This window comes from Caballeronia sp. NK8, assembly GCF_018408855.1.
Lineage (GTDB): Bacteria > Pseudomonadota > Gammaproteobacteria > Burkholderiales > Burkholderiaceae > Caballeronia.
Map to the genome: position 1 here is coordinate 478,493 of NZ_AP024326.1, position 25,358 is coordinate 503,850.

Sequence of the window (25,358 nt, forward strand, 5' to 3'; positions counted from 1 at the left end):
TCGTCTCCTGTATTTCAGTTCATGAGGCCCCGCGCGATCGACGCAATGGCCGTAAGGCGCATCACATGTGCGTGCGCTTCTTCGCCGCCTGCTGCGCGAGAAACCGGTCGACAGCCTCCTTGTGCTCGCGACCGCACAACAGAATGGCCTGCATGCTTGCCGCCATTTCGAGCGTCGTCGCAAGCGACGCATCGGCCGCTTCGCGCACGAGCCGCTTCGCCATGCGCAGCGCCGTCGGCGGGTTCTGCGCAATGCGCTTCGCCAGCGACCGCGCATCGATGTCGAGCGCGTCCTCGGGCACCACCTTCGACACGATGCCGAGGCCCAGCGCCGCTTCGGCGTCGATGAACTCGCTGGTCAGCGTCAGTTCCAGCGCCTTCGCATAGCCCACGATCCGCGCGAGGAACCACGATCCGCCGATGCCCGACACCAGTCCGAGCCGCAGGAAACTCTCTGCGAACACGGCTTTCGTGCTCGCCACGCGGATGTCGCACATCAACGCAAGATCGCAGCCAGCTCCGACCGCGGCGCCATTCACCGCGCATATCGACGGCACATCGAGACCGCTCAGTGCGCGCGTGATTCTGTGCAGGCTGCGATGCAGGCGGTCGCGTACATCCTCGACACTGCCGCTCATGAGATCGCTGCCCCTTTGCATGTCCTTCACGTTGCCGCCCGTGCAGAAGTGCGGCGACGACGAACGCAGCAGCACGCAGTGCACGTCGCGCCGGTCGTTGATCTGCTCGAGCGCGTCCGACAGCGCCTCCGTCATCGCGACGTTCAGCGCGTTGCTGTCGCTCGGGCTGTTGAGCGTGAGCGTGAGCACGCCGTCATCGACGAACGATTCGACCAGTGAACCGGCATCGTTTGCATGTGTTGACACGAAGAAGTCTCCTGATTGTTTGCCCGGCCGCTACCGATTCTGGAATGCCGCCTGACGGCGCTCCAGAAACGCGGCCATGCCTTCTTTCTGATCGGCGAGCGAAAAGCCCGCGTGAAATAGCCGCCGCTCGAACAGAAGTCCTTCCGACAGCGACGACTCGAACGACCGATTGACGGCTTCCTTGATCGCGACGATCACCGGCAGCGAATGACGCGCGATCTGTTCGCCGACGCGCATCGCTTCGTCGATCAACCGTTCGCGGGCGACGACCTTCGACACGAGTCCGTAAGCCAGAGCCTCGCGGGCGCTGAGCGGCTCGCCGGTCAGACACGCGAGCATCGCGGTCGATTTACCGACCGCGCGCGGCAGACGCTGCGTGCCGCCCGCGCCCGGCACGATGCCGAGCTTGATCTCCGGCTGGCCGAAGAGCGCGTCGTCCGCGGCGATGACGATGTCGCACATCATCGCCAGTTCGCAACCGCCGCCGAGCGCATAGCCGCCTACCGCTGCGATGATGGGTTTGCGGGCCGTGCGGATGCGGTCCCAGCTACGACCGATGTAGTCATCCGAGAATGCGTTTGCGTAATCGAGCTTCGACATCGCGACGATGTCCGCGCCGGCGGCGAAAGCTTTGTCGGACCCAGTCAGAACGGTCGCGTGAACCTGCGCGTCGGCGTCGTTGCGCAGCAGGACGTCGATCAGTTGATCCATCAACGCGTCGGTCAGCGGATTGAGCGGGTTGTCCGACGTGAGACGCACGAGCGCGACCTGTCCGCGTCGTTCGTGCCGGATCATCGCGGCGCTCATGCGCTCACCTTGCGGTCTTCATCGCTGGTTTCGCGCGATGCGCGGCCCACGCGGATGACGCCCGCGTTCAGCAGGCCCGCGATCTCGCTTTCGGCGAAGCCGTATCGCTCCAGCATCTGCAGCGTGTGCTGGCCCGTCAGCGGTGCGGGCAAATCCGGCGCGCTCGGGCGATCGGATGGACCGAGCGCGAAACCGTGCGTGCGCATCGCGCCCGCGACCGGATGATCGATCGTCTGCGCCAGTCCGCATTCGGCGTACTCCGCTGTTTCGACGACATCGCCGTAGGTTGCGACGGGCGCGCACAGAATGTCGCGTGGCGCGAGCCGTTCCATCCAGTCCGCAGTCGTGCGTTCGACGAAGCGCGCGGCGAGTATGTGATGCAGGGTCGCGCGATGGCGCACGCGGTCGTCGTTGGTGGCGAATCGCGGATCCGCTTCGAGTGACGGCGAAGCGAGCACCTCACATAGCGCGTGCCATCGTTCCGGATGGTAGGCGACGACCATCATCCAGCCGTCCCGCGTTGGGAACGCTTCGTTCGGGCACGCGTAGGGCGCAGCACTGCCGGTCTTTTCCGGTTCGCTTCCGGACGCGAAGAACGCAGCGAAGCCGATCTGCTGCAGCATCAGCGTCGCGTTGTAGAGACTCACGTCGAGATGCTGCCCGCCGCCCCCCGCGCGAACCTGATGCAGCGCGCCGAGAATCGCGATCGACGCGAGATAGTCGCCCATCATGTCGGCGACGGGGATCGGGACTTTGAGCGGCTCGGCGCTCGTCGAGCCGAGCGTGCTCATCAGACCGCTGACGGCCTGGATCACGCCGTCGACGCCAGGCCGCTTGCGATTCGCGCCCGTCTGGCCGAACGCGGAGATCGAGCAGTAGACGAGCCGGGGATTCATTTGCCGCAATGTGTCGAAGTCGAGTCCCATCGACGCCATCACGCCGGGCCGGAAGTTTTCGACCAGCACATCCGCCTCCAGCAGCATGCGGCGAACGGCCTCGCGCCCTGCATCGGTTTTCAGGTCGATCGCGACGCTGTATTTGTTGCGGTTGACGCTGATGAAGGCCGGGCTTTCACCGCTGATCCACGGCGGGCCGATGCGTCGCCCGATCTCGCCGTCGGGCGGCTCGATCTTGACGACGTGCGCGCCGAGATCGGCGAGCGTCATCGAACAGACCGGTCCGGCGAGGACATGCGAGAAATCGATCACCCGCACGCCGTTGAGGCTGTCTCTTGGCATTTGTGATTGTCCTGTCTCGTGACTCGTCACTGCGACGAATCTGCCGACGAGAATAGGTACTCATCGGCCTCCCGGACAATCGACAATTTAGAAACGAGCCGTTGACTTTTTGTTAAAGGGTCGGCGGCTCGTGAGCGCTATTCGTTGAGCAACGAGAGCAGCCATCGGCGGAAAATCTTCAGTGCATCGGATTGCGGACGCGCCGTCGGCCACGCGAAGTAGTAGGTGTGATTGCCGCGGTCGAGCTCGAACGAAAACGGTGCAACGAGCAGACCGCTTGCCAGTTCGCTGCGCACCAGCGCCTTCTGCGCGATCGCAACGCCGTGCCCTTCGATCGCCGCCTGATACGCGAGCAGCGACGTTTCGTAGCGCATCTCGCGGCGTCGCCCGCTCAATGGAAGGCCCGCTGCCTTCAGCCACAACGTCCAGTCTTCCGGGCGCGCGAGTGTGTGCAGAAGCGTTTCGCCCTGCAACTGCGAGCGGGCCTTGACCTGTCTCGACGGCGCGGCGACAGGCACCAGTTCGTTCGCGATCAGACGTTGCACGCGCAGGCCGGGCCACTTGCCGTCGCCGAGCTGGATGCCGGCGTCGATATCCTCACGCGCGAAATTGAGCGGCGCCGGGGATGTCGTCAGTTGCACGTCGATGTTTTCGTGTAACCGATGAAAGCTCGCGAGACGCGGAATCAGCCAGCGAACCGCGAAGGTCGCGGGCGAGCGAATCTTGAGCACGCGCGCGCGCCGCTCGGACGAGCGCAGGCTGTCAGTTACTTCGCGCAGCGATGCGAACAGCGGCATCAGTTCTGCCAGATAGCGCGCGCCCGCCGATGTCAACTCGAGCCGTCCTTTCACGCGCTCAAAAAGATCGACGCCCAGATACGCTTCTAGCGTGCGCACCTGCCGGCTGACGGCAGCGGGGGTCACGGCCAACTCGTCGGCGGCCTTGGAAATGCTAAGCAGGCGTCCGGTCGCCTCGAAGGCCCGGGTAGGATTCAACGGGGGAAGCACTGCGCGATGTACCATGACCTTTCCACGTAGGAGCACGCTAGGATTGTGGCTCCAGATGCCCAACGATATTATTCGGCATGTGGGCCACTCCCTGGCTAGCGAAGCACGCATGAGGGAGGACGAGAATATGAGGGTATTCTTGGCCGCGTCCATATCGCCCGACGTCTCGCCCAATCGAAGATCAGGTCAAGGTCGTGATGACCTATTAGCAGCCGAAGACAGACGGCCGCAGGCATCGTGCTCGGCTCGCCTAACGGCCGCTTTCAACGTCGATAAGCCGTTTTAATGGCAACTTGCTGATTCTAATCAGTGACCGGTTGTGGCCGGGTCCGGGCCCTCATTGCTCGAACGTTCGGACGCTCCTAGGGTACTTCGACGGGCATAACGCGACCCACTGCGGCCCGTCGACCTCACGGGACGTATAGGGGCTGCTTCCAAGGTACAACGGACGTTCGTTTAGTCGCGTTGGAGGACGGAAGTTAGGCCGAAACGGTCATCGTCTGATTCCGATGCCACAGGCGGTTTTAACGGAAAAAGCAGACCCCAGATTGCATTCGTTACGACGCGCCAAGCAGATACGGAATTCCGCATGTCTCTCTACGCCGGTATCAGTCCAGCCGCACGATAACTGTCTATCAAGGTATCGAAGAGCTTGATATCGGAACGGCCTCGTGCCATTAATTGCGCGCCTGCGATCGCAGCGAAAATCGCCTGTGCGCGATGTTCGACGTCTTGAGCGCCAACCATTGCTCCCGCCACAATAACTTTTTTAAGCCACGCGACGTTCACCTCGGTAAATGCTCGCACTTCGACCTTCACCCCCTCGGGGAGGTCGTCGTACTCGGCCGTCATAAAGCTGCAAAGACAAATGCGGTTCTCGCTCTCCAACGATTTACGAAACGTATCCGGGTATCTGCGCAGGCACTCCGCAGGAGCCGGTGTCTCGACCAAAAGGGCCTCCAGCGTAGCCGCCGAATCTTCCCAGTAACGTCTGGCGACTGCCGCGGCAAGGTCCGCCTTACTGGGGAAATGGTAGTAAAGGCTTGCAGCCTTGATACCCAGATCGTCGGCAAGCACGCGCATATTCAATCCGCCAAAGCCGTGGGCCTGCGCAATTTTGGTCGCAGCAACAAGAATCTTGTCGCTAGAACTCGTGCTCGAACTCGTCTGGGTCTTCATAAATCCTGCGCCGAAAAAAGTGTTGACGCGGAGAAGTATAGCGCCTAAAGTCTACCTAACAACTGTTAGTTAGATGTCTTTTTGCGACTGTATCACTAATCCCAGCCACTACGGAGCTTCTCTATGAAAACCGACATATTCTTCCAGGATGCAACCGCGCTGGCTGAACTCATCCGTACCAAGCAAGTTTCGCCTGTCGAAGTCGTACAGGCACACCTTGACCGCATCGCGGCGGTTAACCCGAAAGTGAACGCGATAGTGACGGTGGCGCACGATGCGCTGAAGATCGCGAAGGCGGCCGAGGCCGCGGTTCTGGCCGGTGAACAGCTGGGTCCGCTGCATGGCGTTCCCTTCACCGTTAAAGATTCCATCGACACAGCCGGCGTGTTGACCCAGCGCGGATCGCCCATTTTCAAGGATCGCCGCCCTGATGCCGATGCAACCAGTGTGGCGCGCATGAAGCAAGCGGGCGGTATTCTGCTCGCAAAGACAAATCTTCCCGAGTTTTCCTACTGGATCGAGAGTGACAATCTGCTCTCCGGGCGGTCGAACAACCCGTGGGATTTGACCCGCACGCCAGGCGGATCGAGCGGTGGCGAATCGGCGGCTATTGCTGCGGGGATGTCGCCGATTGGTCTAGGGACAGACCTCGCTATTTCTGTGCGGGGTCCGGCAGCACAGACCGGCATCACTTCTATGAAAGCTACGCATGGCCGTGTGCCGATGACAGGTATTTGGCCGCGCGCACCGCGTCGCTTCTGGCACGTCGGCCCGATGGCCCGCTCGGTGCGAGATATCGCGCTTGCGTTTTCGCTATTGAGCGGACCAGACGGCAAGGATGCATTTGCGACCAGTACGGTCCAATTCGATGCGGGGCTTGGCCGCACCCCGGCTCGTCCGCTACGTGTGAGTTGGATGGTCGGTCCTGGCTTCGGGCCCGTCGATCCAGAGGTAGCGGCGACAGTGAAGGCAGCGGCCGATGCACTGAAGGATCAAGGCGTCTTCGTAGAACAGGTCCGTATCCCGGCACTGGAACGCGATTTTGCGCTCGACGTGTTCAACAAGCTCCATGTCATGGAAATGAAGCCCGCCTTTGCAGCCGCCACGGCAGGCCGCAGCGAGGATGAACTTTACAAGATGGCCAAGACGATGCTCTCACTACCTGATACGTCGATGAAGGACTTTATCGAGGCTGAGCAGGCAGCCGAGCGACTCCGCGACGGCTATGCCGAATTTTTCACCCGATACGACGCGCTGATCACGCACGTGCTGCCGATCCCGGCTCACAAACATGGCGTCGAGAGCTTCGTCATCGACGGTCAGACGGTGGATGCTACCTACCTACAAGGTGCGACGGTGCCGCTTAACGTAACTGGCCTGCCGGGCTTGGCGATGCGGTTCGGTACGAGTAAGGAAGGGATGCCAATCAACGTGCAGGTCGTTGGCGCGTGGCAGGCCGAATCCACCATTCTCCACGTCGCCTCGCTGCTCGAAGCGGTGAGCCCGGTACGCGGTCTTCGTCCCACGCTTTGATTTTGAAGTCATTCGCAAGCCATCTGGCCCCACGGGCCGCCGGCTACAAAAGGAGGGAATGCCTGCCTTCATGCGGATGAACCTGTCGCACGCTATTCGCATGGAGCGGACTCAAGGAGCGGGGACCGGCCGCCTCCGCTTCCTCGGTCGAAACAGACGTTACTTTGTGCAAGGCGAATGGCCGCTCAGCCCGATGACCGACCGATCGTTTTTTACGATTGGATGGACGGTTACGGGGAGGAGCCGACGCTTGAACGTCCGAGCGACGCCGCATATGAGTGGCGGCTTGTGGCCGGTGGACTGATATGACTTTCCCTGTCAATCGCGATCGGTTCTCGGTTTTGGGTTCATCTGAATTTCCTGAGGGCGACGTAGCAGTACGTCTCGACGGTTGGTCACACTGATATCCGCGGGTTGGTTACCGCATTACTGTGGTCCGCCCTTTGAGCCTGCCGCTACCTAAAGTCGCAAGTCGCATGAGATGTGTTGCATAGTCCAATCGCGGGTTACTCGGGTGCCGGGCTACGCCGCCTTCAGGAAACTCTCCGTGTTCTCGATAAGGTATCGTGGTGTCAAGGTCTAGCATCCATCGGTATGGCGAGGGACATCGCCAGTCTGCTGATGTCCCAAATGAACCCCGCGAGCTCTCGCGCCACGGCAACCACGCCGATGTTTACATTCTTGCCGCGCGCTGCGAACTTGCGATATCGCCGACACAGTCGCAGTTGAGCATCCCATGCGCGGTCAATGATCGGTCTCGGGATTCCTTCATGGCGGCGTTGGATGTCCGGGCTCACCCGAGCGGGGTATCTGTAACTCCAAGCAGCCTCTACGAGCAGCTTTCTTGCATAGCTGTTTCCGTTTTTTGTAATGCTGCCTTGACGACGGCGATCTCCTGAAGAGTGTTCGGAGGGCGTCACCCCGAGCCAAGCCATCAGCTGGCGAGGATGCTCGAATCGCGACAGGTCGCCGAGTTCGGCGAGCATGCCTACGGCCGTGGTGAACTGGATCCCCCGCATTGCCTGCAGTCCCAGTACGGCCGGATAGAAGCGCCAGTTGACCACAGCCTCGCGTAGCGCCGCCTCAAGGCGGTCGCATTGCCCGAGCCTATCTTCGATCGTACGGCGGCACTCGTCAAAGGCAAGTTGTTGCCAGTGGTTTGGGAACGCAAAGGTGCTGATCCACCTTCGATGTGCCGGCCCCCAGTTTGCACTGCGCTGCCGCATCCAAAGACGGCTGCCGCGCCAGCCTGGAGCAAAAATCGCCGTCGACGCTTTCGAGCGTCCACATAAAGCGCGATCGCCTCCCATTGCTGCTTCGTAAAACTACTCTTATCAATCCGCATTAGCGCAGCGTCCTTTGGGTCAAACGTCACGCTTCGCGTCCGCCCTGAGCGCGTATACGAAGATCGCTACCGCGAGGCCTAAGCCTATCGCTCCACCAATGCCACCGGCCCCTGAAACGTCGACCGTGGCGTAGTGCAACTCAGCGGCCCACAGATTTATCGCCTGTCCCACCAAAAGCCCGACGAGGCCTAGGGCCCCGGAGCATGGGGGTGACCCGCTTCCGTGATGGTTAGGCAGTTGAATTTTGAATGGATTGATTCCCTCCGGTTTGGGCAGTGCCGCGAGTTGTCCACGGCCGGTCGGCGGGTCGCCTATTACGACCACGACGCCGGCTGGCGGTGGACAACTCGCCAGTGATACCGATTCGGTTTTGTTCCTCGTGAAGTTGCTCGTAGCGCATCGGCGAGCGGTAACCGATGCTGCTATGGCGACGGCTGACGTTGTACCAACCTTCTATCCACGAGAACAGCGCTTGCCGCGCCTGTTCGCGGGTTTGGAAGTGTGTGCGGGCGAGCAGTTCACATTCGAGTGTCGCGAAGAAGGCTTCGCACATGGCGTTGTCGAAGCAATCCGCCACCGTCCCCATCGACAGACGCACGCCAGCTTCACGGCAGCGGCGGCCGAAGGCAATGGACGTGTATTGGCAGCCTTGATCGCTATGGTGAATCACGCCAGCGGGACGTCGTTGCGCGAGAGCCATATCGAGCGCCCTGAGCATCAGCTCCGTGTACAGGTGATCCGACATCGCCCAACCTACGATCCGGCGGCTGAACACGTCGAGCACCACCGCGAGATACAGGAACCCTTCGGCGGTCGGCACGTAGGTCGCATCCGCCACCCACAGTCGATTGGGCTCGTCGGCGCTGAAGTGTCGTTGCACCAGGTCCGGCGCGGGCCGTGCGTTGGGCTGCCGCCGTGTAGTAGAGATCCAGCGTCGCCGGCTTACGCCACACAGGCCCGCCAGACGCATCAGGCGGGCAACGCGTTTGCGTCCAACATGCACGCCTTGCTCGGCAAGTTCGAAATGAATGCGAGGCATGCCGTAGGCACCACGCGAGCCTGCGTGGATCGCCCGGATGCGCGCGAGCAGATCGGCGTCGCCGCACGCTCGCTTCGATGGCGCGCGCTCAAGCCACGCGTAAAAGCCGCTGGCGGAGACCCCGAGCAGCCGTGCCATCATGGCAATGGGCCATGCGGCCCGATTCGCTTTCATGAACTCGAACCCTTCTCGGGCACCGTTCCGGTCTCCCGTGCGAACCAGGCCGCGGCTTTTGAGAGGATCTCTCGCTCAAGCTCAAGCTGGCGCACCTTGCGGCGCAGTCGCGTAAGTTCTTCGCGCTCGGCAGTGGTGAGCCCATCGAGCCGTGTACCGGCGTCACGAGCTGCCTGCGCGACCCAGTTGTAGATGGTTTGCGCCGTCGGCTCAAACTCCTTGGCCAGTTCCTCCGGCGTGCGACCGGCCTTGACCAGTTCGACTATCTGGGCCCGGAATTCCGCCGGGTACGGGGTACGGCGCTTCGCCATAATGGGCACCTCCTGAACAAAAGGATAGATGTCCACGAAAGCGGGTCAACTCCAGCAAATTCCGACTAGAGCAGCAAAGCCGAAGATACTTAGCTGGTTGTCGTTCCAAGCAATGTCCATTTATGTCTCTGGTCTCTCGGTCGCTGGGTCCCTCGCCGTGCAGCCGACGCTGCGGTACACCGGCCACACTCATCCGTTCCCCAAAGGGTGAATGAGCTTGTTAGGTCCATGCCATATAAGGTATCGCCGAGTGTTTCTCGTTGTCATTTGATGCGCTTCCACTCGGCGTAGATCGCGCCGAAGACTGAGGGAACCACGTCGTAGCCTTCGAACGAAACCGGTCGGTCGTCGTTTGGATAGCCCAATGCTGGAGACGCTCGCAACATGCCCAGCATCCTGGCGCTATGTTCGCCCTGGGACGCAACCTCACTGAGAATCTCCGACTCAATTCTATGAATCAACGCCCAGGTCAGCGTACCTGCCGTCCGATGGCGTTGCACCGCCGCAGGCACGGCGTCTTTTAGAGCCGCATCCGCGGCATACAGCGCATCCATTCTCTCTCCCTTTAGTTGGGCAGTGCGTGCTTTCGTAACAGTGCCCTGATTGCATCGTCGACGGTTGACCGGAGCACATACTCCGGACCGTGCGGAAGCAGCGCGGCAAATGCTTCACTCAGCGAGTAAGCAACCTCGGCCACATCGCGCTCACGAATGATTACCCTAAGTCCAGCAGTAAGCTCGGCTTCAAGTTCACGATCGTTGATTCGGAGTTCGATAGTCGGCATCGTGTCATCTCCCTAATGGGCTGCGTTGCTTTCTTTACTCATGGTCGCGAAGGTCCGACAAGGACTCATCGAGCAAGTCCGCCGCGTCGAAATGGACCTGCACTGAGGCATCGGTTAGCGGCTCAACGTTGGGCATCTTGCGTGACTCGGCAGAGTCACGCAAAACGTTAATTGCTGCCCGCAGAGCAAGCGCTGGAGTCAAATTGGACATGATTCGTCTTCCGTGGTCAGTCGCTCAGCCAACTCCCCATCGCTTCGGCGGACACTTCGCCGTCACATCAACGTTTTCCGCGAAGCCCGCCTGCAAAATTCTATACGCCCACTCCAGTTGCTCTTCGTGACTCTTTGGCGGCTTGATGGCCGGCCCGTAGGTCATGGCAAGCGCCTTAGCCGCCGCGCCCGACGCTTTGATGGCAGCGAACCGTGACGCCTCAGGGTAATGCCGCTCGATATGGTCAACCAAGAGCTGTCCTAGCTCCTCGAGGAGGCGGGCATAAGCGTCGCGGTTGTCCATGGCGCTTTCCTACTTGCGCGCGAAGCAACATCGTTGTCGTTCGCATAGTCATGTTTTCCAGTCGTCAGCAAAACAGTCGCGGATCGAGCTCAAACGCCTCTTGACGAATGACTTTCAGTTCGCGGTAGTCGCTGTGAAGAGGGTTAAGGATTAGGTTCCAGTCAGCCGGGCACACGACAGAAGGCACTTTCATCGCGACCGACGTTCCTCCCATAAGCCACTGGCGGCCGACGTCAACGGTCGACGCAGGTATTGGCAACGTAGTCCAGTCTGCAGGCAGAACCGGTTCATAGCCTTCGTCGACCAGGTGATCGGGGATTTCTAGCTCCACGAGAAAGAGGTTTCCAGCCGGAGGAATGCCCGACGCATGCACACGCACCTCAAGGACCGCGGTTGCCGCATTCAGACTCGTGTACAGGGCAGGCATTCCGACCGGATTCCACCGTCCGCCAGCTATTGCAGCACCATTGCCGCTCAGATCGTCAGCGCGATATTTTCCGGGTTTATCCTTGGCCAAACGGAAGAGCCTCATACACCGACGCCGAACTCAATCCGCTGGAGGATTCTCTGCACTTCATCGTACCCGGCCTGCGTGTCTAACATCGAGACTGGACTTTCGCCGCCCAATTCCGCGTGGGGAGTCTGCATCCATTTTGCAGCAAGCTCGCCGCTTTCGAAAACGTCAGCGGCGTGTGCGTGGATCAGGATGACTCTCGACACGCGATCAGACTCTCCGCTGCTCAGGCGGTCGCCGGCGGCCAACTTCCGCGTCACAGTGCTCGACGGAATGCGCAGGCTTGTAAGCAACGATTGGATGCTGGTGTTCAAGACCTCAGAAGCGACAAGACCGATGATGTTCGGCTCCAGGCCCAGCCGGATCTCGCGGCTTTGCGCTAATGGGTCGAGTTGGATAAACGCGGCCAGTCGCGAATCGCTCGCGCCGCTTGGCTTGGCCTTGTTGGGCGAAGATCGAACCGAAGGCATCACAGGCTCCAAATGGGTATAACCATATGCCCATTATGGCAATTTTCCCATTCGGTGTCAAGGTTCCTCTCAAATGGGCAAGCGATACGTGACCGGCCGTCGTCTCGCCGAAGCAATGAGGCGCAGGAGATCGTTAGCGACATCGCTCGACGGGCCTCACGTTGAAGCGGCATCCTCTTGCGTTGCTGCGTGAACGGCTCAACGAGAAGAAGTTCTTCGCGGCGTCGAAGCTCGCCTCCTATCCGAACGGTCGGCTTGCCAAGGCATGCTGCGCTTCGTCCACCTCGGATCCCGGCGGCCAGAGCATCGTCACGATGAACCGCGCTAGGGTTCCGCGTAGCTTCGCCTCCGCTCGCGCGGAATCCCTTTGCGCCTCCTGCGCCAGCTCGAGAACGACGAGGATGCCGTCGGTAAGGGCCGTGAGCGTGTGCAGGGGGTTCGCCGCCGTCGCCGGTCCGAACGAGCTTGGCGTGTCGGCGAGACCGGGGACAACGGGCTCGAGGTCGTTCGGAGAAAGGCAGTCGCCCTCTTTCAGCGCGAACAGCGACTCGGGGATGATCATCGGGTCAGCCGCCTGCACGGCGAACAGGACCGGACTGTCCGCGATTTTCATGACGCGACGCTTCCGGCGCGCATAGGCTTCCACTGCGCCAAGTCGGAGATACGTCGATCGTCGATGCGAGAAAGCCATAGAGTCGGATGCGCTGACCTCGGCGCGAAAGGTAGACGCGTCCAATTTTACCCACGCGAAACTGGTCGATCGTCTCCGAACTTGTCGCTGTACTTTCAAACCACCTTGGCTTTCTTAACTGCGTCGAAGCCGTCGGTAGCGTCGAACAGGGATCCGGAAATCTCCGCGATCAGTCTCTGCACTCCGGGGTAAGGCATTCGCGGCGGCCAAACTGTTCCACTGCCGCCCGCAGGCTTTCGGCCGCGGTCCCACCGTCTATGGGATCGATCTTTCCGGCATGAAAAACGGTGGCAATGCCATGACTGCGCAAAATGCGCGCAAAGTCTCCCAACTGTGAAGGGAGGTGCGACGTAGACTGCCACGTCGCAAGCTCTTTCTCAAGACGCTCGATCTTCTTGGCCATCGCTTCGATTGACGCGGATTGGGTTTGGGCGCTCATGTTCGTATTGTTTGTGCGTCAGTCAGCGGCGTCTACTTGGCAGCGGCTCACGTTGTTATTTTCGTTCAGGCTTTCCGGCTATTTTTTGCTTTCACTCGCGGCCTGAACCGCGACATGACATGCCAACGCCTGCCAACCCTTCTATCGGTCGCTTGACGCCGGGCCTTAGCGGTTCCGCCCCGTTCAGCGACCGCGCTCACCCTTGCGAACGATACATCGCCGGCCATCGTCAGTTACGGGCGAAAGGCGCTCGAAAAATCGTAGCTTTCGCCCGCTCAGGAACCGGCGTTCTGTTCACCATGCTCATGCTGGTCCGGGCTGGCATACCGAATTCGCAATAGTCCGCAGCGCGACCATGCAGTGGGCGGGACTCCGCCTTGACAAGCGCCTTTTCGGACATCACTGGTGGTCAACGATCCTGCGCTTACGACCGGATCGGTGACGAAACAATCAGAACGCCGCGCAGGCGCCCACGAATTTAACGAGGCTTGATTTTGAAAAGATTGTGTTTTGTAAAGGCGGGGCGAACACCCGAGGAGCTTGCGCGAGAGTTCGAGCCTAGTGTGCAGACGATAATCAACTGGGTGGCGCAGGCGGATATTGACGCCGGCGTGCGTCAGGAGGGGTTGACCACGGCTGAGCGCCAAGAGCTCACCCGTTTGCGCCGCGAGAATCGGCAATTAAAGACGGAGCGCGACATTCTCTCTCACGCCGCGGCCTGGTTCGCCCGCGAGACAGGAGCCGTGTCCTCGAAGGATACGGATTCGTGAGAGCAAACCAGGCCCGTTGGCCCTTGCCACGATGGCGCGGCTGCTGGGAGTCTCGACCAGCGGTTACTACGCGTGGCTGGTGAGGGAGCCATCAAGGCGGTCACGTAGCGATGCTCAGCTACTGACGCGCATTCGTACGCTGCATGCGAGTTCGCGAGGTACGTACGGAGTGCCGCGCATCCATGCGCAACTTGCGCGCGAGGGAGTGCACGTGGGACGCAAACGAGTCGCGCGCCTGATGCGCATCGCGGACCTACGGGGAGCAAGTCGACGGCGCTGGCCGCGTACAACGCGCCAGCGTGCGGGGGCACGGCGTGCGCCGGACCTCGTGCGCCGGCACTTCAATGCTGAAGGGCCCAACATACTGTGGGTCGCAGATGCCACCTACATTCCGACGACAGAAGGCTTTCTCTATCTGGCTGTGGTGCTTGATGTCTTCAGCCGGCGCATCGTCGGCTGGGCGATGTCGAGCCACTTGTACACCGAACTGATGTTGCGCGCGCTCGACATGGCCCTCCAGCAGCGACGTCATGAGGGCGTGATTTTACATTCCGACCAGGGGGCCCAATACACATCCATTGCCTTTTGGCGACACTGCCGCGAAGCCGGCGTGCAGCCCTCGATGGGTACAGCCGGCGACGCGTACGACAATGCGATGTGCGAATCCTTCTTTGGGACACTCGAGGCAGAACTCCTGTCGCGCGAACACTTCGCGACCCATGAACAAGCCCGCAGGCGCATCTTCTCCTTCTTGGAAGGCTGGTACAACGTACGCCGCCGGCATAGCAGCATCGGCTATTGTTCGCCGCTCGAATTCGAAAACCTGAGCGCCAAGAGAAAAACCGTATCACCCTGCGGGTTGCCCACCGACGGGCAGCGTCGTGGTCGTGAGAAGCGACCCGCTGCCCGTCCGTGGACAACCCGCGACTCAACGCTTAACGGAGGCCGGACCACGACAAATCTTTAACTGCAAATCTGTCCGTTGGAGCGGGTCAATCTCACTGCTCAGCTCTTCGATGTCTGTCTGCAGAAGCCGTTCTCGTTCGAGGCGCTCATGCAGGTCATCGGCGACGCTCGCTGCAGCCGCGACGCGAGGACCGCGCTCCAGGCCTAGAGCTATCTGTTGTGAACCGAAGCATGCACAACGTTTCTCCGGCCGAGTGAGCGGCGAAACAGTTGAGTGTGCCCGGCCTGGGTCTGATGTTTATCCCTATCGGATCGGTTATTTACCGGCACCGGTGGAAGGAATACAGGTCAGCACGAGAACTCATGTCGAGTTATCCCCGGGGTTAGCCAGAGAATCTGTAGGCAAGCGGGTGCGGCAATCTCAACGTCAGTGGGCACACCACCCAGTCTAGGATGCGTCGTCGGTATAACTCTCACGGGGAGGATATACGCCGGCCAGACGGGCGATCAGGATCGCGACAAACAAGCTGCCGGTGATCTGTTCGACCATGCACATGCCACGTGCCGGGCGAGTCAGTGGCGTGATGTCGCCGAAGCCTGTACTCGTGAGGACGGTTATGCTGAAATAAAGCCCGTCGGCATAAACAAGCCGGCCAGGCTGCCCGACGATCATGTACGACTGCGGATAGAAGAATCCGATACTGGTGTAGACGTACGCCCAAAGGACACCGATCAATAGATACGCCGCCGCGGCGCCAAACAGCTTGTCCGGCGTCATGATTTTCGGCTGGAAAACGTAGCGAAGGAGGTACGCAACAGTGATGAAATAGAGTACAGCGCTGAACATCCAGGATACAGCAAGGCTGCTATCGTCGTCGCGCCACAAGCCGAGGTACTGGAACCAGACAGCCGGAATGGCAAGTAACAAAGCGATTACGAACGACAGGGTTGTCCGACCGACAGCTGCCACGGTCGCTATCACGAGAAAGATATTTATGACGTTCAGGACGAGGCGGCCGCTGTCTAGAGAACGACAATTATCTTGGCCGGTCCTTTGACAGTTACCTTGGCCGGTGGTGAGGAGTCGAAGGCGGCGTAGCCGCCGGAGACGACGAACTACCGGCGGCGCCGGAGTAACGGGGTTTTACGATGGCTGATCGCGTCGAACAAGAAGCGAACAGCCATGCCTGGAACCTACGTGACGGACCAGCAGGTCCGACTCTATATGAGTAAGCGCAAACATCACACTCAGGAAGTCGCCGCGGCGATGGCGGGCATGAGCGTTCGCACGGCCCGGCGCATCGAGCATGAGGGCCGTCTGCCGTCGCAGAAGCCATCACGCGCGTGGCGTACACGTCACGATCCGTTCTCGGAAGTTTGGGAGAGCGAGGTCGTGCCATTGCTGCGCCACGCGCCCCGGCTCAAGGCCATCACGTTGCTGTGCAAGCTGCAGGAGGCGCATCCGGGCCTCTTCCCTGACAGCATGCGGCGTACGCTCGAGCGGCGCGTCAGCCAATGGCGCGCACTCGAGGGCCCTGGCAAGGAGATCTTCTTCCCGCAGCAGCACTTGCCCGGCGGCAGGGGCTCTCGGACTTTACCGACATGCGGGATCTGCGCGTGACGGTCGCCGGTGCGCCCCTCGATCACCGGCTCTATCACTTCGTGCTCGCGTTCTCGCACTGGGAATATGCCTATGTCGTCGAAGGTGGCGAGAGCTTCGAGGCCCTCTCCACCGGATTACAGAACGCGCTGTGGCAAGCCGGCGGCTGCCCGCATGAGCATCGCACCGACAGCCTATCGGCAGCGTTCAAGAATTTGCAGACTGAAGAGGACTTCACGGCTCGCTATGACGCACTGCTGGTGCATTACGGCATGGCCGGCACGCGCAATAACGTCGGCGTGGCCCATGAGAACGGTAGTGTGGAATCCTCGCACCGCCATCTGAAGGAGGCGATCGACCAAGCGCTGATGCTGCGTGGCCATCGCGACTTCGACGATCGGGCTGCCTATGACGCGTTTGTTCGCGACGTCGTCATGCGCCGTAACCGCCGTAACGCAGCGGCGTTTAACGCTGAGCGCGAACATTTGCAGGATTTGCCCGCACATCGCACGACCGACTTCATCGAAGAGGAAGCACGCGTGACACGCTGTGGCACCTTCACCGTGCGGGGCATTCTCTACAGCGCGCCGTCGCGCCTGATTGGTCACCGTCTGAAGGTGCGCGTCTATGCCGATCACCTCGACTGCTATCTGTCCGGCGCGCTCGTGCACAGCACAGCACGGGGCTCGCATGCGGCCAATAGCCGCCGTCGCAAGCTCGACTACCGGCACTTCATTGAGGCGCTCAAGCGCAAGCCCCAGGCGTTCAAGGGGCTAGCGTTTCGCGACGACTTGTTTCCGCGCGAGGCGTACCGCCGGACGTGGGAGCGGCTTGAGGCTCGGCTCACGCAGCGCGAAGCCTGCAAGACCATGGTCGGCTTACTGGAACTGGCCGCGAATCACGGAGTCGAGGCCGTTCTTGCTGAGCGGCTCGAGGCGTTGCTCGCCGCTGGCGAGCTGCCCGATCTCGAGCAACTACAGAATGAATTTGCGCCGCGGCAGGCGCAATGCCCAGACGTGGCTGTGGACATGCCGACGGCCGCTCTCTATGACACGCTGCTTGGCGAGGAGGCATCGGTATGAACGCGCCCGCAATTTACGATGCCGCCCGTATGGGGCTGATGCTCACCGAGTTGCGCTTGCCGACGATCGCGCGGCTATGGTCCGAGTTCACACAGCGCTCCGACAAGGAAGGCTGGCCATCGACGCGCCTGCTCGGCGCGCTGCTCGAGCACGAACTGGCCGAGCGCGCGAAACGGCGCATCGAGCGGCATCGCGTCGAATCGCATTTGGACCCAAGCAAGACGCTCGAGGCCTTCGACTTCGGCTTGGTACCAATGGTGTCCAAGGCACATGTAATGGCGCTCGCGAGCGGCGACTCGTGGCTCGAGAAAGGCGCCACGATCCTGCTGTTTGGGCCACCGGGTGCCGGGAAGAGCCATTTAGGCTCCGGCATTGGTCATGCGCTGATCGACGCCGGGTACCGGGTGCTGTTCACACGCACCGGCGAAATCGTGCAGAAGCTGCAGGCGGCACGCCAAAGCCTGCAGTTGCCATCGATGCTCGCCAAGCTCGATCACTTCGATCTGATCATCCTCGATGACCTGTCGTACGTCAGAAAGGACCAGGCCGAAACGAGCGTGCTGTTCGAATTGATTGCGGAAAGATACGAGCGTCGAAGCCTTCTCATCACGGCCAACGCCGCGTTCTCCGGCTGGAATGATGTCTTCCCCGATCCCTCAATGACGGTCGCCGCCATCGACCGACTGGTGCATCACTCGACGATCTTCGAGCTGAACGTGGAGAGCTACCGGCGTCGCAGTGCCGATGACAACAAGCGCGCGCGGCGGCGTCAATTACCCCACCCCGAATCGGAAGGAGCGACAACTATGCCGAGCTGAGCAGCGACAACTAACCCCGTCGACCGGCCAAGATAGTTGTCGCCCGGGCGGCCATCGTAATTGACAATCTACAGCTGTCACTCGCCGGCACAAACGACACCGCCCCGATCAGCGTGAGCAGCACGACAAATAGCCAGAAACAGCGCTGGTAGAAGATGCGCGAAAGCGCTTCGCGTGTAGTCCGTATGGCCATGACGACTGCTCGCCCCATCGCGTATGTCGCCGCCAGCTACCGTCGGCGTAGTACAGCATTATGAAGCGGAAAGCACGTCCCTCCGCGCTTTTCCAGGCAGCGAAGGGCCGACGCTATGCCGACGGTCGAGCCAGCGGCGGTGCAACGACAGATATCAGAGTCGAGCGTAGCTCACTCCGAGCGCTCCCGCCAAGTACCGGTCGGCCACAGTTACTCATGATGTTTGGGAAGAGTCAGCGAACCTCTAGAAGTCCAGTCCGAACAGTCGCTTCAGCAGCTCTTCCAGGGACATCATTGTCAATGCGAGCGGCACGATCGGGATAAGGATCGCGACCGCGAGGCGGATGATGGCATCCTTGGTGATGGGAGCAATACGCATCGTCCGCACCACGTCGAAACTATTAGCAAGATCCGCAAGCGACTGGATGTCGGCACTACCCACCAAGGCCTCGCCCGTAGGCGAGCTTCCCCTCAACCACTTGGTGTCGAATTCGCGCACGTACCGTTCGGCCAACGAGCCGTACTCACTCAGACCCGTCCGCTTCGCTTGGGCCAGTTGCGGCGCGAAGACCAGTAACGGAGCGAAGACGAGGCATAACAGGAAGAGGACCATCGCTCCGATCTCGACCTTGAATTCCGTGAGTGCCGCCCCGGCGAAGAAAATTCGATTGGCGAATTGCGCAGCAAGCATTGCGCCGTGCGCGACCAGGAGGGTCATAAACGCGTAGACCGTATTGGCAAGAAACCCCAAGCCGCCGACGCGATCAGGGTGCGTCGGAACGAGACTCAGGCCGATCCGCGATACGTGCCACAGAAACCGCGTCCAGATGCACAGCCGGAAGTACCAACGGATCAAGAGGAACTGAAAGATCGGTACGCTCACATAGGCGTACCAGAAACCAGCGAGCGAAAGCGACAAGCCGTCAGGGCCGGGGACCCCGTACCATGATGTCGTCGTTTGCAGCGCAGTGTATTGACGCCAGACAACGAAGATACCGACGCCGTACACAAATGCGATCATCAGTAGCTCAGCGGCTATCGAATTACGGAGCCGGAATGCCGACCTGATGGCCTCATCGAACCGTGCAACGGACGCTTCCGGAATGATCTTCCGGTCGAGGAATGCCCGCGCGATCGGACGCAGGCGCCGGTGGACAACTAGTTCGGCGAGGATCAGCAGGGGCACGGCCACAAGAAATCGGATGTGAACTTCAAAATCCAGCAAGAACGGTACGGCCACGGAATGACCCAGGAGATCTCCGTCGAGCGCAGAAAGCGCCAGCAATGGCAGCCAGGCCACAAGCGAGATAATGAGAACCCGCTGGCGGACCAACTCGAGTGCATCGTCGGCCATGTGCGCCTTGCGCAGCAATTGGAACAGCGGGCCGCCCAGAACCAGTGAGAAATTCTGCGTATCACGCAGAATCTCCTCTGCGGTTGGGGCGGTATGGTCTGTTCTTTCTGATCTCAAGCCAAAATAGCGATTCATGGCTTCGGCGCCTCCATCCCCTTGATTCGGCCGGCAAGATGGCGCAGTGGTGCCAGTCGATAGTTAGTCGCCTCGGCCCACCCGTCCTTTCCAGAAAACTGTGCAGCCGCAAACAATTCGCGCGCGACAGCGGCCGCACACTCCTCCTCCTGAATCTCATTGTAGGACGGCAAGAATTCGTAAAGACTTAATCTAGGTCGTCTACTTGCCAAATAGGCACATTCAGGTTGGGAGCACAAAAGGAACAGGAATCGCTTCATCGCTGCCGGCGCGGGATCCCCAGCGTCCGCTGCGTACGGGTTGCTTAAGACACGGTTCGTCGACGCCGCTCTTCGAAAGGCCTATTTGAAGTTGGCGGATCCGACGGCAGTCGCCTAAAGTGGGTGGAGCACCTCGCCCCTGTTCGTATTGATGACTCGCACGGCTGCGCGCCTGTAACACATCAAGGTCTGTGTAGAAAGCGTTCCAAGAGAATCGTATCTCTCGGTCTTAGCTGGAGCAGGCAAATGAAAAAGATACTTAAAATCAGTGTGACGGCGATTGTGACTGCTGCTGGACTGGCGCACGCGCAGAGCAGTGTCACGCTGTATGGGCTCATCGACGCGGGCCTGACCTACACCAACAGCCAGATCAGTGGGACGGGCGGCGGCCACAACAATTGGGAGATGACGAGCGGCGCGGTCCAGTACAGTCGCTGGGGTTTGCGCGGAGTTGAGGACCTCGGCGCAGGAGTGAAAGCCATCTTCGCCTTGGAGAGCGGCTTCAATCTCAACAACGGCCAGTTCTCGTCGAGCGACCGCATCTTTAATCGCCAAGCGTATGTCGGCTTGTCAACCCGCGATTACGGCGCGCTCACGCTAGGCCGCCAAACCGACAGCATGGTCGATTTTGTCGCGCCGCTTTCACTGACGGGTACGGAATTCGGCGGCACGCACTTCGCGCACCCGTTAGACAATGACAACCTGAATGACTCGTTTCAGATCAACAACTCGGTGAAGTACCTGAGCCCGAATTTCGCTGGCTTCAAGTTCGGCGCACTGTACGGCTTTTCCAATCAGGCGGGTGTATTCACGAACAATCGGGCATATAGCTTTGGCATGTCATATGTCTCGGGGGCGTGGAGTTTCGGTGCCGGTTACCTCGGACTCAGCAGTTCTGCGCGCACGCCGGGATAGTTGAATACGAACGGTGCAGTCACCGATACAACCGGCGCGTCCCTGCAGGGTGCGCTCGCGCCGACCGGTGTGCCTTTAGGCGTGCTGGCCAGCACTCAGAAGACCTTCGGCGCCGGTGTGAACTACACCTTTGGCCCAGCTGTGGCCGGCTTCGTATACTCGCACACCAAGCTCTCCCAATTCTTTCAGGATTCGCTGAGTGGAACTTTCCAGAACTTCGAGGGCAACATTCGCTACGCGCTGACGCCCGCGGTCGAATTGTCGGGGGCATACACTTATACGCGCGCCGGCGGAAACGGAGGCGCTGGCGGAATTCCCCATTGGAATCAGGTGGGTGCGATGGCCGATTACCGCTTCTCGCGGCGCACCGATGTCTACATTCAGGGCGTGTGGCAAAAGGTAAGCCCCAGCGGCAATTCGCCACTGGGCGTGGCATGGATTAACGGCGTCACCGCACCATCTTCGACGACCAATCAACTCGAAGCGACTGTTGGCATGAGGCATCGCTTCTAATACCCAGAAAACGACAGATTCGACTGGAAGGCCATCGTCTCGATGAATTCATCCGCTGCGCAAACTGAGATCACTCCATTCCTTTCTTTTCGCCCTGTCTTAAGTTTTAAGCCACGCGGCGGCGCTCGAAAGTGAATTGGCAAGCTGTCGGGCGTCGTTATGGGCTCATGCCGGTCTCCGCCACTGGTGATCGCTTAGCACCGCCTTGATTTCGCCGGCCGACTAACACCGGTTGCGCGTCGTCAAACCACTCCGACCTTGCTGCCGCTCGGCGCGCGTGGTTCGCCTGGCATGAAGTCTCTTTGCACTCCGCTGCATTTCATCTACATGCGGCCTAAGCGTCTGCTCGCGTCAATATTCCATGGTGTAGCGCCTGACGGAGTGAGCGGCGCCGACGATCGGGCGGCATAGCGCAACTGAAAGGCGGCCTTCCGGCCTCACCCGAAGGAAGCAGTGCCTCGTCCTCCTTCAGCGTGCCCTCGACCAAGTTGGGAGATCCGGGAAAATGCCTCGTCGTCGAGAATGACCCGAGAGATCGTATCGAAGATGCCGGAGTGCACCTCTCCCGATGACGGAATAAGGCAAAATATACGCGGAAGACGCGCGCGACCGGCGGCATCTCGCCGCTTGCGTTGCGGACTCAGACGCACCGGAGATGCGCTATGGAAAATCTGCACGGCGCTTGCCGCGTTCGCGCTCCTGCTGATCGGATATCCCGCCGCCAGCGCACCAAAAAGCGGACGACATCTGAGCGAAACGGAGTGCCGCGACCTGACCGCGACCAAAAGCAACGCACCTAAGACGAGGTCACAGCACCGAAGCGAGCTTTCGGCCCTCAGTAAAGCGGGCTACAACCCGTCGCCGTGGCACGACGACCCAAACTACCCAGCAGATCTGCACGCGGCGCAGCGTCTGGTCGACCATTGGTTTGAAACCGAGTGCAAGCCATCTCCAAGGTGAAAGGCCCGGGAGCCGCTCCGCTCCTCCTTCGAGGGTAGCATGGCGGCGTGACGCGCTATGTTGCACTGCTCCCGGCCTGCTCTTTGGTTTTCCCACGCCGACTCATCCCCCGCGGGCGCCAGGAAAGCGACCGTCAGCCTTGGATTTTGTCTATGATAAAAGCTGCCGCAACCCGGAAGCGCTCGTCTATTTTTCTTACGACATCTGGTCCACTGGGATATGACAAATTCGACAGAGCAGGCCTACGATTCGGACCAGGGCGCTAACAACACTACCGCGTCAGATCCCAGATTGGCGCGCGCTCCGGCGGCGGGCGTGACAGGAATCGGTATCGGGGCGATCGCGCAGGAAATCGGTGTGACGAAGGACACCTTGCGCGTCTGGGAGCGCCGCTACGGCTTTCCGCAGCCGATGCGCGCTCCCAGCGGCGAGCGGCTATATCCACAGGAGCAGGTGTCGAAGCTGCGGCTCGTCACGCGTCTGCTCGACGCAGGTCATCGTCCGAGTAAGGTGCTCGCACAGTCGCTCGAAGCGCTCCAGCAGCTCGCCGAGACCTCCGGGATCGGGCAGGACGTGCCGGACGCCGAACTTGATCGTCTGATTTCGTTATTGCGCGCGAGTGCCTATGAGGAGTTTCGCTTTGAACTGTTGAAGCGCGCCGCGCGCGACGGTCTCGAGCGTTTTGTCCTGGACGTAGCGGCGCCGCTGTCGGCACGGGTCGGAAACGCCTGGGCCGCAGGTACCCTGCAGGTGTACCACGAGCATCTGTTCAGCGAGGCGCTCCAGACCACGTTGCGCACGCTGATGCGCCCTCTGTCCGATGCGCTTCGCGGGCGCGGCGGCCGGCCCCGCGTGCTGCTCACGACGCTGTCCGGTGAGGGCCACGGTCTTGGAATCCTGATGGCCGAGGCGATGTTCATGCTTTCCGAATGTGAGTGCATCCAGCTGGGGCTGCAGACGCCGCTGCATGATATCGTCGGCGCCGTGGCGGCGCATCGGGTCGATATCGTCGCGCTCTCTTTCACCGCGACGCTGCCCACGCAGTCCGTCGCGAACGGCTTGACCGATCTGCGCAATCTGCTGCCTCCGCATGTGCACATTTGGGTCGGTGGAAGCAGCCCGGCGCTGCGCCGCAAGTTTGAGGACCGCGTGCATCCGGTCATAAGTTTGACCATGGTCGATGAGACCGTAGCGAATTGGCGGCAACTGCCTATACCATAATCGGCCATAACCAACGGTCGTCGTTCGGCCGCCGCGTGTCGAACGAAACACCGCTTTGCGGAAGAAGGCAGCAACCTGTGCGCGGCGATCGAGCAGGTTTAGAGAGTCTCGCGCGACGAGCTTACGGGACAGGCCCGAAACCTCGGCGGCCGATCCTTCTTAAATGTCCTGTCCTTCTATCCGTCATCATCCTCCGACGGGGGCAGTCTGCTGCCTCGAATGGGCGCCAGTGGACGCCGAACTTGGCAAGCGCCGCCTAAGCCTTCGCCGTAATCGCGCCGGGCAAGGTGCCGCAAAGAAACTCGAACGCGACGCACGCGTTGACAAGCATCCCATTGCACCGCTCGATCGAGGTCGGCTCCAGCACGGTAGTATCGTCAATCGCCCCTAGCTCGTCATACATCACGCACTGCAAAACATTAGTCAAGCCACGCACGGCGATGAAGTAGCAAGACCTCAATGCGGGGTTAAAGTCCATCTTCGCGCTGGAGAGCGGCTTCAATCTGAAAAACGGGCAGTTCTCGTCGAGCAATCGCATCTTTAACAGCCATGCCTATGTCGGCTTGTCGAGCCGCGATTACGACACCCTCACGCAGGGCCGCCAAGCCGACAGCATGGCCGATTTCGTTGGTAACGTATCGTGCTTTTACGTCCCCTTACGCAAGCGCCATTTTTCTCAACGACCGCTCAAGGATGATTGAGCGACCTTCAAACGACAGGGTTTCCGGACGCCTCGGTACTGCTTGTGGCCGAAACCGATGGCCGGCTCCTTGACCTCGGCGCATTGCCATCGGACGAACGATAGGAGGCTAATCTCCCATCCGCCCCGAATTACCATTGATTTATGGAAATTAAGACAAGGCCTCTAGCATGCCTACTCCACGAAACGGATCAGGTAGGGCTGTCAGCAATCCAATTATCGTCGAGTCTCGGGCCAGGCCTATTCCAGGTGTTGTAACAGCCTCTTTGACAACTGCGTTTCGTCTGTCACGGCGCGGAAGCACCCCTCAACGTCGAGCTAGGCTCAAACGGTCTCGCTAGAGTATTTTGGAAAGCGGCAACCCGCCAGCCCCCGGGCTCCTTCACTAATACTCGAAGGCTTATCTCCCGATGCGCGGGCAGCGTTTGTCCCTCGGAATTTACGAGCCCGCTCAACTCGTTGATAACCTGCACGAGAGCAACGTCTTGTCGAACAAACCGGATCGTTACAACTTGAGTATCGAGTGATGCATTCCTTGCCCTTGTGCTCAGAATGCCAGCCAGCCCCTTTCGGATCTCGGCCCTTCCCTTTGCCACCTCGCCGCGGACACTGACGAAGTCGGCATCGTCGGTGTACATTCGGGTGGCTGCCTCCGCGTCGTGGCTGTTGAAGCCCTGAGTCATCTCAGAAACCACTTGTTTTATCGCCGCTTCGTCCTGCAGTTTATCTGTGGTTGGCACCCCCATATTAAGAGAGCAGCCAACACTGAAACTGATCGGCGCAACTACGATCAAGGATGTTGACCACTTTTGTAGGCGTGTCACATTTCCCCCTTGATTGAATCCGGTACGCCACCGAAGCGCTGGTCAGCGGTCGAACGGCACCGGTGACCACAACGAGAATGATCGATATTGTGCGCTATTCTTGCCGCGGTGCCCACGTGATGCATTGATCTCAGCCATTCGCTTTTCGTCGTGTGTTCGCCCACATTTCGTAGCCTCA

Annotated in this window: 20 protein-coding genes and 5 pseudogenes; 7 read left to right on the forward strand and 18 right to left on the reverse strand. The window is 60.3% G+C overall.

Translation table 11 applies throughout. The features are described from left to right. Positions 1-61: 61 nt before the first annotated feature. The 5 genes from NK8_RS34970 to NK8_RS34990 form a co-directional block, all read right to left on the reverse strand. A complete protein-coding gene (locus NK8_RS34970) occupies positions 62-883 on the reverse strand; it encodes an enoyl-CoA hydratase-related protein (RefSeq protein WP_213233963.1) in 822 nt (273 codons plus the stop codon). A 30-nt stretch (positions 884-913) separates the two neighbouring features. Next, the gene (locus NK8_RS34975) at positions 914-1,690 is read right to left on the reverse strand and encodes an enoyl-CoA hydratase-related protein (RefSeq protein ID WP_213233964.1); all 777 of its coding nucleotides are present in this window, start codon (positions 1,688-1,690) and stop codon (positions 914-916) included. After that, positions 1,687-2,928: a CaiB/BaiF CoA-transferase family protein gene (locus tag NK8_RS34980; RefSeq protein WP_213233965.1), complete on the reverse strand. Its 1,242-nt coding sequence runs from the start codon at positions 2,926-2,928 to the stop codon at positions 1,687-1,689. The genes NK8_RS34975 and NK8_RS34980 overlap by 4 nt, the downstream gene beginning before the upstream one ends. A gap of 137 nt (positions 2,929-3,065) precedes the next feature. After that, positions 3,066-3,950, reverse strand: coding sequence for a LysR substrate-binding domain-containing protein (locus NK8_RS34985; RefSeq protein WP_213233966.1), 885 nt, complete (start codon positions 3,948-3,950; stop codon positions 3,066-3,068). Positions 3,951-4,532: 582 nt separating this feature from the next. Beyond that, positions 4,533-5,114, reverse strand: a complete 582-nt coding sequence (locus NK8_RS34990; RefSeq protein ID WP_213233967.1) for a TetR/AcrR family transcriptional regulator — start codon at positions 5,112-5,114, stop codon at positions 4,533-4,535. Between the two features lie 123 nt (positions 5,115-5,237). Here NK8_RS34990 and NK8_RS34995 point away from each other — a divergent pair, with 123 nt between their 5' ends. Then, complete coding sequence (locus tag NK8_RS34995) at positions 5,238-6,647, forward strand: amidase (protein WP_213233968.1); 1,410 nt, start codon at positions 5,238-5,240, stop codon at positions 6,645-6,647. 572 nt (positions 6,648-7,219) lie between these two features. On the opposite strand, the pseudogene NK8_RS35000 reads toward NK8_RS34995, so the two are convergent. From NK8_RS35000 to NK8_RS35040, 9 genes and pseudogenes are all read right to left on the reverse strand, one after another. Beyond that, a pseudogene (locus NK8_RS35000) lies at positions 7,220-7,858 on the reverse strand (transposase); the annotation flags it as partial. Positions 7,859-8,372: 514 nt separating this feature from the next. After that, positions 8,373-9,517, reverse strand: a pseudogene (locus NK8_RS35005) (IS3 family transposase); the annotation flags it as partial. 263 nt (positions 9,518-9,780) lie between these two features. Beyond that, a complete protein-coding gene (locus NK8_RS35010) occupies positions 9,781-10,071 on the reverse strand; it encodes a DUF2471 family protein (protein ID WP_213233969.1) in 291 nt (96 codons plus the stop codon). An 11-nt stretch (positions 10,072-10,082) separates the two neighbouring features. Beyond that, positions 10,083-10,301 (reverse strand): hypothetical protein, encoded by a 219-nt coding sequence (locus NK8_RS35015; RefSeq protein WP_062268030.1) that lies wholly within the window; start codon positions 10,299-10,301, stop codon positions 10,083-10,085. Positions 10,302-10,536: 235 nt separating this feature from the next. After that, positions 10,537-10,815 (reverse strand): hypothetical protein, encoded by a 279-nt coding sequence (locus NK8_RS35020; protein WP_213233970.1) that lies wholly within the window; start codon positions 10,813-10,815, stop codon positions 10,537-10,539. Positions 10,816-10,879: 64 nt separating this feature from the next. Then, positions 10,880-11,347 carry an RES family NAD+ phosphorylase gene (locus tag NK8_RS35025; RefSeq protein WP_213233971.1) on the reverse strand — a complete coding sequence of 156 codons (468 nt, stop codon included), beginning with the start codon at positions 11,345-11,347 and terminating at the stop codon, positions 10,880-10,882. Then, a complete protein-coding gene (locus tag NK8_RS35030) occupies positions 11,344-11,799 on the reverse strand; it encodes an antitoxin Xre/MbcA/ParS toxin-binding domain-containing protein (RefSeq protein WP_213233972.1) in 456 nt (151 codons plus the stop codon). The genes NK8_RS35025 and NK8_RS35030 overlap by 4 nt, the downstream gene beginning before the upstream one ends. 238 nt (positions 11,800-12,037) lie before the next feature. Next, a complete protein-coding gene (locus NK8_RS35035) occupies positions 12,038-12,412 on the reverse strand; it encodes a hypothetical protein (protein WP_213233973.1) in 375 nt (124 codons plus the stop codon). A gap of 247 nt (positions 12,413-12,659) precedes the next feature. Further along, complete coding sequence (locus NK8_RS35040; RefSeq protein ID WP_225936617.1) at positions 12,660-12,929, reverse strand: hypothetical protein; 270 nt, start codon at positions 12,927-12,929, stop codon at positions 12,660-12,662. A 488-nt stretch (positions 12,930-13,417) separates the two neighbouring features. Between NK8_RS35040 and NK8_RS35045 the strand changes: the two are divergent. Further along, positions 13,418-14,519 (forward strand): annotated as a pseudogene (locus NK8_RS35045) (IS3 family transposase); the annotation flags it as partial. A gap of 534 nt (positions 14,520-15,053) precedes the next feature. On the opposite strand, the gene NK8_RS35050 reads toward NK8_RS35045, so the two are convergent. Next, on the reverse strand, positions 15,054-15,575 hold the full coding sequence (locus NK8_RS35050; protein WP_225936618.1) for a potassium channel family protein: 522 nt from the start codon (positions 15,573-15,575) through the stop codon (positions 15,054-15,056). 213 nt (positions 15,576-15,788) lie between these two features. Here NK8_RS35050 and istA point away from each other — a divergent pair. Next, positions 15,789-17,287, forward strand: a pseudogene (gene istA, locus NK8_RS35055) (IS21 family transposase). Next, complete coding sequence (istB, locus tag NK8_RS35060; RefSeq protein ID WP_035508514.1) at positions 17,284-18,105, forward strand: IS21-like element helper ATPase IstB; 822 nt, start codon at positions 17,284-17,286, stop codon at positions 18,103-18,105. The pseudogene istA and the gene istB overlap by 4 nt, the downstream one beginning before the upstream one ends. 437 nt (positions 18,106-18,542) lie before the next feature. On the opposite strand, the gene NK8_RS35065 is transcribed toward istB, so the two are convergent. After that, positions 18,543-19,787 (reverse strand): hypothetical protein, encoded by a 1,245-nt coding sequence (locus NK8_RS35065; RefSeq protein WP_213233974.1) that lies wholly within the window; start codon positions 19,785-19,787, stop codon positions 18,543-18,545. 506 nt (positions 19,788-20,293) lie between these two features. On the opposite strand from NK8_RS35065, the pseudogene NK8_RS35070 reads away from it, so the two are divergent. The 3 genes and pseudogenes from NK8_RS35070 (at position 20,294) to NK8_RS35080 (ending at position 23,656) form a co-directional block, all read left to right on the forward strand. Continuing rightward, a pseudogene (locus NK8_RS35070) lies at positions 20,294-21,475 on the forward strand (porin). 699 nt (positions 21,476-22,174) lie between these two features. After that, complete coding sequence (locus NK8_RS35075) at positions 22,175-22,435, forward strand: DUF4148 domain-containing protein (protein ID WP_301549925.1); 261 nt, start codon at positions 22,175-22,177, stop codon at positions 22,433-22,435. Positions 22,436-22,750: 315 nt separating this feature from the next. Continuing rightward, on the forward strand, positions 22,751-23,656 hold the full coding sequence (locus tag NK8_RS35080; RefSeq protein WP_225936619.1) for a cobalamin-dependent protein: 906 nt from the start codon (positions 22,751-22,753) through the stop codon (positions 23,654-23,656). Between the two features lie 256 nt (positions 23,657-23,912). Here the strand turns inward: NK8_RS35080 and NK8_RS35085 are convergent, their stop codons facing one another. Next, on the reverse strand, positions 23,913-24,194 hold the full coding sequence (locus NK8_RS35085) for a hypothetical protein (protein WP_213233976.1): 282 nt from the start codon (positions 24,192-24,194) through the stop codon (positions 23,913-23,915). 449 nt (positions 24,195-24,643) lie between these two features. Then, positions 24,644-25,102, reverse strand: coding sequence for an SgcJ/EcaC family oxidoreductase (locus tag NK8_RS43840; protein WP_225936630.1), 459 nt, complete (start codon positions 25,100-25,102; stop codon positions 24,644-24,646). Positions 25,103-25,358 lie beyond the last annotated feature (256 nt).